A 12535-nucleotide genomic window follows, 5' to 3' on the forward strand; every position below is an offset into this window, starting at 1 on the left:
CCACCAAAACTAATGGTAACTTTTATGTAGTAGAAATTTTAAAACATAAACTAATCCTAAAAATTTGTTGAAAATTAACAGAAACAAACCAACCTTTAACTTTTTCTGAAAATATTATGTTAATACATGAATTTTATTGAAATGTCAGTCAAATAAAAAAGCTCTAAAAATTAACTTTTTAGAGCTTTTAGTAAAGTATATTTATTAAGTCTATTGCATGCTAGCTAAACTTGCTTTAATTGTTTCAATCTTAGCTAACGCATCTGCTTCTTTCTTTTTCTCACTAGCTACAACTTGTTCTGGTGCATTATTTACAAAACGGTCGTTGGATAGTTTTTTCTGTACCGATTTTAAGAAACCTTCAGTATAATTTAACTCTTCAGTTAACTTTTTAATTTCGGCTTCAACGTCTATAGCACCAACCATTGGTACAAAATATTCGTTAGATTTAACTCTAAAGGTTAAAGCACCTTCAACAGCTTCATCTACATACTCAATCGCTTCAAGATTACCCATTTTTTGGATAATCGCATCAAACGTAGTAGATGCTTTTTCGTTATTTATTACCGAAAATCCAATCGCATCCTTAAACGCAATGTTCTTTTCTTTTCTAATAGTACGAATACCTGAAATCACTTCTGAAGCAAAATCAAATTCTGAAATCAAGGTTTCGTTTATTGCTTTTGCTGTTGGCCAACTCGCTACAATTAGAGCTTCTTCTGGTGTGCGATCTTTTATGTAATGCCATAAATCTTCAGTTAAAAATGGCATAAACGGATGTACGATCTTTAAGTTATCTTCAAAAATTGAGATAATTGCATTATACGTTTTAGCATCTATTGGTTGTTGGTATGCTGGTTTTACCATTTCTAGTAACCAACCGCAAAAATCGTCGTAAATTAACTTATAGATCGCCATTAAGGCATCGCTTAAACGGTATTTACTAAAGTGATCTTCAATCTCGATTAATGCTTTTTGGAATTTAGATTCGTACCATTCTATTGCAATCTTACTTGCTTCTGGTTGCTCAATGCTTTCTGAAACTTCCCAACCATCAACTAAACGATAGGCATTCCAGATTTTGTTACCAAAACCTTTTCCTTGTTGGCACAATGATTCGTCAAACAATAAATCGTTTCCTGCTGCACTACTTAATAATAATCCAACACGAACACCATCGGCGCTGTATTCTTCAATAAGTTTTAATGCGTCTGGTGAGTTTCCTAAAGATTTACTCATTTTACGACGTTGCTTATCACGTACCAATCCTGTTAAGTATACATTCTGAAAAGGTTTTTCATCTTTATACTCGTAACCAGCAATTATCATACGTGCTACCCAAAAGAATAAAATATCTGGACCAGTTACTAAGTCGTTTGTTGGGTAATAGTATTTAATTTCTTTGTTTTCTGGATTGCGAATACCATCAAAAACCGACATTGGCCACAACCATGATGAGAACCAAGTATCTAATGCATCGGTTTCTTGACGTAAATCTTCAGCTTTAAGTGAAGAATTTCCTGTTTTATCTTGAGCAAGTTTTACTGCGTCATTGATGTTTTCTGCTACTACAAAATCTTCTTTTCCGTTACCATAATAGTATGCAGGAATTTGTTGTCCCCAAAGTAATTGACGCGAAATATTCCAATCACGGATGTTTTCCATCCAGTGACGATACGTGTTTTCGAACTTTTTTGGAAATAGTTTTATATCGGCATCTTCACCTAAAACCGCTTCTATTGCTGGTTTTACCAATTCTTCCATTTTTAAGAACCATTGGTCGCTTAATCGTGGTTCAATAACAGCTTTGGTACGTTCTGACGTACCTACCTTGTTAATATGTGTTTCGGTTTTAACTAAAACACCATTTTCTTCTAACTCTTTAGCTATAGCTTTTCGTACTACAAAACGATCTTGACCTTCATAGTGTAAACCGTAGCTGTTTAAAGTTGCATCTTCATTAAAAATATCTACTACTTCAAGATTATGCTTATCACCTAGCATCTTGTCGTTTTCGTCATGCGCTGGTGTTACTTTTAAACAACCTGTACCAAATTCTAAATCTACATAGTCATCTTCAATAATAGGGATTACACGGTTGCAGATTGGTACAATTGCTTTTTTTCCACGTAAGTGAACAAAACGCTCGTCATTAGGATTAATACAAATTGCTGTATCACCAAAAATGGTTTCAGGACGTGTTGTAGCAATAGTTAGCGTATCGTCGCTACCTTCAATTTTATACTTTAAATAGTATAGATTTCCTTGCTTTTCTTCGTAGATAACTTCTTCATCCGAAAGTGTTGTTTTTGCTTCTGGATCCCAATTTACCATACGATAACCGCGATAAATTAAGCCTTTATTGTATAAATCTACAAAGACTTTAATTACGGCTTCGCTCATATCGTCATCCATAGTAAACTTAGTACGATCCCAATCGCAAGAGCAACCTAGCTTTTTTAATTGCTCAAGGATTACGCCACCATATTCGTGCGTCCAATCCCAAGCATGTTTTAAAAACTCGTCTCTAGTTAAATCGTTTTTATCTATTCCTTGTGCTTTTAATTTTGCCACAACTTTTGCTTCTGTAGCAATAGATGCGTGATCTGTACCTGGTACCCAACAGGCGTTTTTACCTTGTAAGCGCGCACGACGTATTAATACATCTTGAATGGTATTATTCAACATATGTCCCATATGTAATACTCCTGTTACGTTTGGAGGTGGAATAACTATGGTGTATGGTTCTCTTTCGTCAGGTTCTGAATGAAAATAATTATGTTTCATCCAGTAGTCATACCACTTATTTTCTACGGATTTTGCATCATATTTTGATGGGATACTCATCTTTGGAATAGTTTTTGAATTATAGTTGGCAAAAATACTTATTATTCTGTTTTTGTGAAATTATATAGCAGATTAATGCACCGTTAAATTATTCAAAAGTATTTGTTTGAGTGTATTACATCTAATATTTTTGCTAAAGGAGTAAAAAGTGATTAAATTTACAAATCATTAAAATTTATATACAATGAAAAAATTAATGACATTATTATTTGTTGGCTTAATTAGTTTATCAGTTAATGCTCAAGAAAAAGTAGCAAAAATTGAATTTAAAGAAACTACAATAGACTACGGTACTATTGAAAAAGGAGCTAATGGTTTAAGAACTTTTGAATTTACTAATACAGGTGATGCGCCGTTAATTATATCTAAAGTAAGTTCTAGTTGTGGATGTACAGTCCCAAAAAAACCTGAAAAACCAATTATGCCTGGTGAAAAAGGTGAAATAGAGGTAAAATATGACACAAATAGAGTAATGCCAATTAGAAAAACAATTACTGTTTTATCTAATGCGGATACGCCAACAGTCTCTTTAAAAATCAAAGGAAACGTTATTGACCCTTCAAAGACAAGCGTGTTAGCTAAAAAAGAAAAGAGTGTTATGGAAAAATAACATTTATAAAATTTTTATTAAAGCCGAAAACTAATGTTTTCGGCTTTTTTTTATTCTAAAGGAGATTTTAATGTAATAGCAAACTTACGCTCTATTCCGTTTCTGATCACAACAAACTTTAACTCTTCTCCTGAATCTTTATAGAAATATCCTGTTAGTTTTTCTAAAGTCATATCTTGAGTACTTCTATTATTTATGTAAACAATCTCATCACCTCTTAATAATCCTGCTTTTTCTGCTGGAGAATTAGGTAAAACTTCATAAATAGTATAAACTGGCTTAAGATTATATTTATAATTAGGTTTTATAATGCTATTAATGTTTATAGATTTTTCATCTTTATAACTTACAGCTGAGTTTTGTTTTGCGTTAAGTTCCATAACCATTCTAACGCCACTATTTTCAACTAAAATCCCGCTTTTATTATAACTAAACTTATCCTTATAATAGCTATTAGGTTTTAACATTAACCGTGAATTTGAGTAATCAAACACAGCATTAAAACGTTTTAATATCTCTCCTCCTAAAGAGCCATTTCTACCCTCATAAGATCTCATAAAATTAACAGCTAAAGTATCAGGAAATGCAACTGTTGGTTGTTCTATATCGAACATTCCTAATGTTATTTTTTTAATTTTAGAGCGCTTACCATAAACACTACCATTTAGTCCCGTACCAAGATAATCTATAAATGACTTTTGTTTTAGTTGTATATTATTAACCTTGTCTTCAAATAACCAAAGTGCATCACTATTACCTGAATCTAATAGTAAATTAACTGGTATATTTTTATTTGCACCAATATCTACATAAGACAAAACATAGGGTCTATTATTTTCTAAGTTTAAATCTAATACTTGGCACCTTCTGCATATTCTTAATTTGTATTCTGATGGTTTTTTAATTTTAATAAACTTTCGATTATAATTAATTTCTATAATAAAATCTTTAAAAAAATCATAACCAATAATACCATCTATAGGTATTCCTATTTTTGGCGCAAAATTTAGTTCTGGATCAAAAACGGCATAAAAAGCTTGGTCGCTATTTACTGCTTCACCAATTTTAAAAGTATTATGACTAGAGCGTAAAGCTTCTAAATCATTTCCGTTACCTAATCCTCTAACTTTTATTTTTTCTGCATTTAAAATTTGTAAAGAATCTGCAGCTTTTAAAAAATTAAAAACTATAGGTTTACTAACACCTGTATCCAATAAAAAAGTTAATTCTAAACCATTAACTTCAACAGGAATCAATATGACATTATTTATTAATTCAAATCTAATTTTATCAGACGTTTTACCTTCTGGAAGTTTATATATACTCTGTGAATAAAGACTTTGAAATAACGCAAATATTAATAATAATGTGATTTTAGCACTTTGCATTAGTAAATAATAAAAAATATGTTCTCTTAAATTTACAAATCTTTAATTACTTGATACTTTTTAGTTGGTATTATTTGAATTATTCTCTAATAATTTTTGCAAATTTGCAGGACAAATATTAATTAGTATGCCAGTAATTTCAAAAAAGGGGCAATCAATGCCTCAATCACCTATAAGAAAGTTAGTTCCTTACGCAGAACAAGCCTATAAAGAAGGTAAAACGGTTTACCATTTAAACATAGGACAACCAGACATAAAAACTCCTCAAGTTGCTTTAGACGCTGTTAAAGTTCACTCTTTAGACATTTTAGCTTACACAAGGTCTGAAGGCTCTGAAGGTTACCGTAAAAAAATAGCAGATTACTATGCTAAAAATGATATCCATGTAAAGCATGATGACATAATTGTAACTACTGGTGGTAGCGAAGCTTTATTGTTTGCTTTTGGTAGTATTATGGATGTTGATGACGAGGTAATTATACCAGAACCTTTTTATGCTAATTACAACGGATTTTCTACCGCTTCTGGTGTTAAAGTTGTACCTGTAATTTCAAAAATTGAAGACAACTTTGCTTTACCTGCTATAGAAGAGTTTGAAAAATTAATCACGCCAAAAACAAAAGCAATATTAATTTGTAACCCAGGTAATCCAACAGGTTATTTATATTCTAAAGAAGAAATTAAAAAGCTAGCAGAAATCGTTAAAAAACACGATCTATTTTTAATAGCTGATGAAGTATATCGCGAGTTTGCTTACGATGGAGCAAAACATTACTCAATCTTACAAGAAGAAGGCTTAGAAGACTACGCTATAGTTATAGATTCTGTATCTAAAAGATATAGCATGTGTGGCGCACGTATTGGATGCTTAGTTTCTAAAAGTAAAGATGTTATAGCTACAGCATTAAAATTTGCTCAAGCGCGATTAAGTCCGCCAACATTAGCGCAAATTGCAAGTGAAGCCGCTTTACAAACACCACAAAGTTACTTTGATGAAGTAAATAAAGAATATGTAGAGCGTCGTAACGTTTTAATAGAAGAATTAAGCAAAATTGAAGGTGTAAAAGTAGCAAAACCTAAAGGTGCTTTTTATTGTATTGCCGAGCTACCTGTTAAAAATGCAGATAAATTTGCACAGTGGTTATTAGAGTCTTTTGATGTTGACAAAGAAACCATTATGGTTGCTCCTGCAGCTGGTTTTTATAGTACACCAAATGTAGGTTTAAACCAAATAAGAATTGCTTACGTATTAAATAAAGAAAGTCTGGTAAAAGCCGTTAATATTTTAAAAGAAGCGCTTAAAGTTTACAAAGATTAGTGCAAATACAGCATAACATATCATTAAAACCCTACAATACTTTTGGTATTGATGTTAAGGCAAAGCATTTTATTTCAGTAGAAAATATAGACGATTTAAAAACTATATTTTCTACTGAAAATTTTCCTAATAAATTTGTTATTGGTGGCGGCAGCAATATGCTATTAACAAAAGATGTTGATGCACTTGTCATTCATTTAAATTTAAAAGGAAAGAAAACAGTTTCTACAAACGACAACCATGTTTTTATAAAAGCTGAAGCTGGAGAAAACTGGCACGATTTTGTTCTTTGGACTTTAAAACAAAATTATGGCGGTTTAGAAAACATGTCTTTAATACCTGGTAATGTTGGCACATCGCCGATACAAAACATTGGTGCTTACGGCGTAGAACTTAAGGATGTTTTTGAGTCTTGCGAAGTCTTAAATTTAGACACTTTAACCATTGAAACTTTATCAAAAAAAGACTGTCAATTTGGGTACCGTAACTCGATTTTTAAAAACGAAGCTAAAGGCAAATACATTATTTTAAACGTAACTTTTAAGCTAACCAAAAACAACCATAATTTACACACTAATTATGGTGCAATACTTTCTCAATTAGAAACAATGAATGTTACAAATCCAAGCATTCAAGATGTTTCTAAAGCTGTAATTGCTATAAGACAAAGTAAATTACCAGATCCAAAAGAGATTGGTAATTCTGGTAGTTTTTTTAAAAATCCAATTATTTCAACTGAACAATTTAAAGAGCTACAACGTAATTTTCCTAATGCACCTCATTATGTAATTTCAGAAACTGAGGTAAAAGTACCTGCTGGTTGGCTAATAGAAACTGCTGGATTTAAAGGAAAAACTTTTGACAATTACGGCGTACATAAAAAACAAGCACTAGTGTTGGTTAATTATGGTGGCGCCAAAGGCGAAGACATTCTTCAACTTTCAAAATTGATACAAAAAACAATTTATCGTATATTTAATATTTCTATTGAAGCCGAAGTAAATATTTTTTAATAATCACTTCAAAAGATAAAACTAACTAACTCTTAAAACTGCATATTTGGACTTTTCGATTGAAGATAGTATAATAGAGCACCTAAAAAATGGCAACAAAAAAGCCATTACTCTTCTGTATGAAAACTATGCAGATGCGCTTTTTGGTGTTATAAAAAAAGTAATTAGTGACGACGATTTAGCACAAGATGTATTACAAATAACCTTAATTAAAGTCTGGAAAAAAGGTAAAAGCTATGACCCAGAAAAAGCCAAATTATTTACTTGGTTATACCGTATTGCATACAACTCTGCAATAGATAAAGTTAGATCTGTAAATAATAAAGCAACAAAGGAAATCCAAATTGAAAATTCAAACGTATATAAACTGACTACCAAAAGTTTAAACGAAGATGTGATGGATATAAAAAAGCACATTCACACCTTAGAATTTAAATATCAAGAAGTCATTAACGCATTGTTTTTTGAAGGTATGACACAACAAGAAGCAAGTGAAGAGTTAAATATACCTTTAGGAACCATCAAATCTAGATTGAAAATTGCGTTACGTGAATTGAAAAAAATTTACAACCCTTAATTGTAAAAAGTGATGAATGTAAATGAACAAATAACTACTTTTTTAAAATCTAATTTATTAGATAAATACTTGATAGGTCAAACTACAGCTTCAGAAACTGAAGAGGTAGAACATTATATAAACACCTATCCAGAAGTTAAAAAAGTTTACGAAAAACTACAAGACAAGCTAGAACTTTCAGCTCAAATAAATGCTGTAAACGCCCCTAAAAATGCATTAGATAACATTTTAAATGCATTAGAAGAAGACACACCTGTTGTACCAATGCAGCCTAATAAACCAAAAAGAAAATGGTTTAGTCTAGCAATTGCTGCAAGTGTAGCAGCTTTACTCTTTGCTGGTAGTTCTGCATATTTATTCGTACAAAACTCAAATCTATCTAACGAAAATCAAGTTATCGTAGACGAGATTTTTGACCTTAGAAGTGATATTGCAAAAAACAACAGTCGTTTAACTGATGTATTAGAGCAATTTAAACAACTTAACAACCCAGAAACAGAAAAGTACGTATTAAAAGGTAACCGTAGTGCAAAAGACTTAAAAACCGTAGCTTACATCAATCCAAAAGAAAAAAAATCTATGATAGATGTAGTGTCTTTACCTCAATTACCGGATGATCAAGTCTATCAAATCTGGGCAGATATACAAGGAAAAATGGTTAGTTTAGGTATTTTAACAGAAGCAGATAGAAAACTTCAAGAAATACCTTATACAGAAGATGCTTTAGGTTTAAGCATATCTGTAGAACCAAAAGGCGGAAGCTTAGAACGATCTAGCGATACACCTGTTGCAGAAATCTCTTTAAAGCTTAACGACTAAAACATTTCAATTAATAAAAGTAAAAAGCCATACCAAAAAGTATGGCTTTCTTTTTGGTTTAATTTGTATTAAAATTAATATCTTTGCAGTAACAAAAAGATACTTTATTTTGAAACTTTTATTAATAACATTATTACTTCTAGGATTAGGTATTGCTGGTATTGCTATAAAAATTTGGGCAAAAAAAGATGGTAAATTTGCAGGCACATGCGCTAGCCAAAATCCAATGTTAAATAAAGATGGTGATGCTTGTGGTTTTTGCGGAAAAACTCCAGATCAATTCGATTCGTGTAACGAGCCTCAACACTCTTAATAAAACATGATAATACTTGATATACTGTTCTACAGTTTTATAATTGTAGTTATCATTCAAGTATTATACTATGCTGTACTTTTTGGTAGTTTTTCTTTTTCAAAAACAGAATCAAAAGCTACTAAAAGTAACTTACCTATCTCGGTCATTATTTGTGCTAAAAATGAAGCCGAAAACATCAAACGTTTTTTACCTTCAATTTTAAATCAAGATTATCCAAACTTTGAAGTTGTTTTAATTAACGACGCTTCTATTGATGATACTTTAGATGTTTTTGAAGCTTTCGCTGAAAAACATAATAACATAAAAATTGTAAACGTAGAAAATAACGAAGCGTTTTGGGGCAATAAAAAATATGCTCTTACATTAGGTATTAAAGCAGCAAAACACAAACATTTACTATTTACAGATGCAGATTGCAAACCTATTTCTAATCAATGGTTTTCTGAAATCGTTTCACATTTTACAGAACAAAAAACTATTGTTTTAGGTTATGGCGCTTATCAAAAAATTAAAAACTCATTTTTAAATAAACTTATTAGATACGAAACCTTACTTACTGCAACACAATATTTTTCTTTTGCTAAAATAGGTATACCATATATGGGCGTAGGTAGAAACCTAGCTTATCATAGTGATGAGTTTTTTAACGCTAACGGTTTTATAAACCATATAAAAATAAGATCTGGTGATGATGATTTATTTATTAATGAAGTCGCCACCGAAAAAAACACAACTATTTGTGTAAATCCTAAAAGTTTTACCATATCTCTACCTAAAACTAATTTTAAAGATTGGTATAGACAAAAACGCAGACATGTGTCTACTGCAAATCTTTATAAATTTAAACACAAATTTTTGTTAGCGCTATTTTATATTAGTCAGGTTTTGTTTTGGCTTTTAGGAATAGTACTTATTTCAACACTTTATTTATGGCCTTTTGTGTTAGGAATTATTATTTTAAGGTTTATCCTACAATTTTTAAGTATCGGATTTTCAGCAAAAAAATTAAAAGAATTTGACATAGTTTTTTTACTTCCTTTTTTAGAGACTTCTTTACTTGTCATACAATTCTGTATCTTTATAAATAATAAAATTTCAAAACCTAATTATTGGAAATAAAAGACGCTATAAAAAAAGCTAAAAACAACGACCAAAAAGCGTTTAAACAGTTACTAAACACTTATTGGGACCAAGTATATGGTTTTCAATTAAAACGTGTTGAAAACGAAAATGACGCAGAAGATATAACCATACAAACCTTCTCTAAAGCGTTTGATAAGATTGAGACTTTTGACGAAAAATATACATTTAGCACTTGGTTAATTACCATTTCTAAAAATATACATATAGACATTGTAAGAAAAGAAAAAAACTCAATCAAACATGCACTATCTAGGACAGATGAAGAAGTATATAATGTTTTAGACGAAACACCTTCTGTTGAAGACAAACTAATTACAGAACAAAACCTAGCTAAACTACTTAGAGATATAAAAAAGTTAAAGCCTCATTACCAAGAAGTAATTAACTTAAGATATTTTCAAGAATACAGTTATAAAGAAATTTCTGAAGAGCTAAACGAACCTATAAACAACGTAAAAGTTAAATTGTTACGAGCAAAAAAATTGCTTGCAGAGATTATTCAAAAAAAATAAATTTCACAATTAAATTCTTATATAATTTACTAAAATTAGTTAACCAAGCTAAAGTTTTAAATCACACTTATAACTCGTATCTTTGCAAGTAGAAAAATAAACTATGAATACAGAGAACGTTTCAAATATATTACCAGAAAGAAAACCTAAACCAAAATGGTTACGAGTTAAATTACCAACTGGTAAAAAGTATACCGAATTAAGAGGCTTAGTAGACAAATACAATTTAAATACCATTTGTACTTCTGGAAGTTGTCCAAATATGGGCGAATGTTGGGGAGAAGGAACTGCTACTTTTATGATTTTAGGTAACGTTTGCACAAGATCTTGTGGTTTTTGTGGTGTAAAAACAGGTAGACCAGAAGATGTAGATTGGGACGAACCTGAAAAAGTTGCTCGTTCTATCAAAATAATGAAAATTAAACATGCCGTTTTAACTAGTGTTGATAGAGACGATTTAAAAGACATGGGAAGTATCATGTGGGCAGAAACTGTTAAAGCTGTACGACGCATGAATCCTGAAACAACAATGGAGACTTTAATTCCAGACTTTCAAGGTATCGAAATGCATATTGATAGACTTATCAATGTTGCTCCAGAAGTTATTTCGCACAACATAGAAACCGTAAGACGCTTAACTAGAGAAGTACGTATACAAGCAAAATACGACCGTAGTATGCAAGTTTTAAAATATTTAAAACAGCAAGGACAACGCCGTACAAAATCTGGTATAATGTTAGGTTTAGGCGAAACTAGAGAAGAAGTTATTGAAACACTTCACGATCTTAAAGAAAACGACGTAGATGTTGTAACTATTGGACAATACCTACAACCAAGTAAAAAACACTTACCGGTAAAGCGTTTTATTATGCCTGACGAATTTAAAGAATACGAAGAAATAGGACTTAAATTAGGTTTTAGACATGTAGAAAGTAGCGCTTTAGTTCGTTCATCTTACAAAGCTCAAAAACATATTAATTAATGATAACGGTTGCTATTAACGGTTTTGGTCGTATTGGTAGACGTGTTTTTAGATTATTACATAATCATCCATCGATAAAGGTTGTTGCTATAAATGATTTGGCAGATGCTAAAACATTAGCTCATTTATTAAAATACGATAGTATACATGGTGTTTTTCCTGCTGAAATTTCTTCAACAGAAAATACAATAATAGTTAATAATAAATCAATCCCATTATTTAACAAAAAGCATCCTAAAGAGACCGATTGGTCTTTAGTAAACCCTGATTTTGTAATTGAGTCTACAGGAAAATTTAAAACGTCTGAAGATTTAGAATTTCATTTAAAGAACGGAGCTAAACGAGTAATTTTAAGTGTTCCTCCAACCGAAGATGATATTAAAACCATTGTTTTAGGTGTTAATGAAAGCAGTATTAATGGCGAAGAAAAAATAATATCTAACGCCTCTTGTACTACTAACAACGCTGCACCAATGATTAACATCATTAATGATTTGTGTGGTATAGATCAAGCTTACATTACAACAGTACACTCTTATACTACAGATCAAAGTTTACACGACCAACCTCACAGAGATTTACGTCGTGCCAGAGCTGCTGGACAAAGCATTGTCCCAACCACAACTGGAGCAGCAAAAGCTTTAACTAAAATTTTTCCTGAATTATCAGATGTTATTGGTGGTTGTGGTATTAGAGTTCCAGTTGCTAACGGATCTTTAACAGATATTACTTTTAATGTTAAAAAGACAGTAACAATTGAAGAGGTTAATCAAGCTTTTAAAAATGCTTCAAAAAACCAATTTAAAGGCGTTTTAGAATATACAGAAGACCCTATAGTATCTATTGACATTGTTGGCAATACACATTCATGTATATTCGATTCTCAAATGACCTCTGTCATAGGTAATATGGTAAAAATTATTGGTTGGTACGATAACGAAACTGGTTACTCTAGCAGAATTATTGACTTAATTAACTATTTATCGAATAAATAGTTAATTTTATCTGAT

At 31.0% G+C, this 12535-nt stretch carries 12 protein-coding genes; 10 read left to right on the forward strand and 2 right to left on the reverse strand.

Annotated elements, in window-relative coordinates:
- Positions 1 to 210: 210 nt before the first annotated feature.
- Positions 211 to 2847, reverse strand: coding sequence for a valine--tRNA ligase (locus ACEQT4_RS11065; RefSeq protein ID WP_370227688.1), 2637 nt, complete (start codon positions 2845 to 2847; stop codon positions 211 to 213).
- Between the two features lie 184 nt (positions 2848 to 3031).
- Here ACEQT4_RS11065 and ACEQT4_RS11070 point away from each other — a divergent pair, with 184 nt between their 5' ends.
- Positions 3032 to 3457: a DUF1573 domain-containing protein gene (locus tag ACEQT4_RS11070; RefSeq protein WP_370227690.1), complete on the forward strand. Its 426-nt coding sequence runs from the start codon at positions 3032 to 3034 to the stop codon at positions 3455 to 3457.
- Positions 3458 to 3507: 50 nt separating this feature from the next.
- Here the strand turns inward: ACEQT4_RS11070 and ACEQT4_RS11075 are convergent, their stop codons facing one another.
- Positions 3508 to 4845: an aspartyl protease family protein gene (locus ACEQT4_RS11075; protein ID WP_370227692.1), complete on the reverse strand. Its 1338-nt coding sequence runs from the start codon at positions 4843 to 4845 to the stop codon at positions 3508 to 3510.
- A 127-nt stretch (positions 4846 to 4972) separates the two neighbouring features.
- On the opposite strand from ACEQT4_RS11075, the gene ACEQT4_RS11080 reads away from it, so the two are divergent.
- The 9 genes from ACEQT4_RS11080 (at position 4973) to gap (ending at position 12520) form a co-directional block, all read left to right on the forward strand.
- Positions 4973 to 6163, forward strand: a complete 1191-nt coding sequence (locus tag ACEQT4_RS11080) for a pyridoxal phosphate-dependent aminotransferase (protein ID WP_370227694.1) — start codon at positions 4973 to 4975, stop codon at positions 6161 to 6163.
- Complete coding sequence (gene murB / locus ACEQT4_RS11085) at positions 6163 to 7176, forward strand: UDP-N-acetylmuramate dehydrogenase (RefSeq protein ID WP_370227696.1); 1014 nt, start codon at positions 6163 to 6165, stop codon at positions 7174 to 7176. The genes ACEQT4_RS11080 and murB overlap by 1 nt, the downstream gene beginning before the upstream one ends.
- Before the next feature lie 46 nt (positions 7177 to 7222).
- On the forward strand, positions 7223 to 7753 hold the full coding sequence (locus tag ACEQT4_RS11090; protein ID WP_027880257.1) for an RNA polymerase sigma factor: 531 nt from the start codon (positions 7223 to 7225) through the stop codon (positions 7751 to 7753).
- A gap of 12 nt (positions 7754 to 7765) precedes the next feature.
- The gene (locus ACEQT4_RS11095) at positions 7766 to 8572 is read left to right on the forward strand and encodes an anti-sigma factor domain-containing protein (RefSeq protein WP_370227698.1); all 807 of its coding nucleotides are present in this window, start codon (positions 7766 to 7768) and stop codon (positions 8570 to 8572) included.
- 109 nt (positions 8573 to 8681) lie between these two features.
- A complete protein-coding gene (locus ACEQT4_RS11100) occupies positions 8682 to 8885 on the forward strand; it encodes a hypothetical protein (protein ID WP_027880259.1) in 204 nt (67 codons plus the stop codon).
- A 6-nt stretch (positions 8886 to 8891) separates the two neighbouring features.
- On the forward strand, positions 8892 to 10007 hold the full coding sequence (locus tag ACEQT4_RS11105) for a glycosyltransferase (RefSeq protein ID WP_370227700.1): 1116 nt from the start codon (positions 8892 to 8894) through the stop codon (positions 10005 to 10007).
- On the forward strand, positions 9998 to 10543 hold the full coding sequence (locus tag ACEQT4_RS11110) for an RNA polymerase sigma factor (protein WP_027880261.1): 546 nt from the start codon (positions 9998 to 10000) through the stop codon (positions 10541 to 10543). Before ACEQT4_RS11105 ends, ACEQT4_RS11110 begins: the two co-directional genes overlap by 10 nt.
- A gap of 103 nt (positions 10544 to 10646) precedes the next feature.
- Positions 10647 to 11525, forward strand: a complete 879-nt coding sequence (lipA, locus tag ACEQT4_RS11115) for a lipoyl synthase (RefSeq protein ID WP_027880262.1) — start codon at positions 10647 to 10649, stop codon at positions 11523 to 11525.
- Positions 11525 to 12520 carry a type I glyceraldehyde-3-phosphate dehydrogenase gene (gene gap, locus ACEQT4_RS11120; RefSeq protein ID WP_027880263.1) on the forward strand — a complete coding sequence of 332 codons (996 nt, stop codon included), beginning with the start codon at positions 11525 to 11527 and terminating at the stop codon, positions 12518 to 12520. The genes lipA and gap overlap by 1 nt, the downstream gene beginning before the upstream one ends.
- Positions 12521 to 12535 lie beyond the last annotated feature (15 nt).

Source organism: Mesoflavibacter sp. (genome assembly GCF_964226795.1).
In the GTDB taxonomy this organism is placed as follows: domain Bacteria; phylum Bacteroidota; class Bacteroidia; order Flavobacteriales; family Flavobacteriaceae; genus Mesoflavibacter; species Mesoflavibacter zeaxanthinifaciens.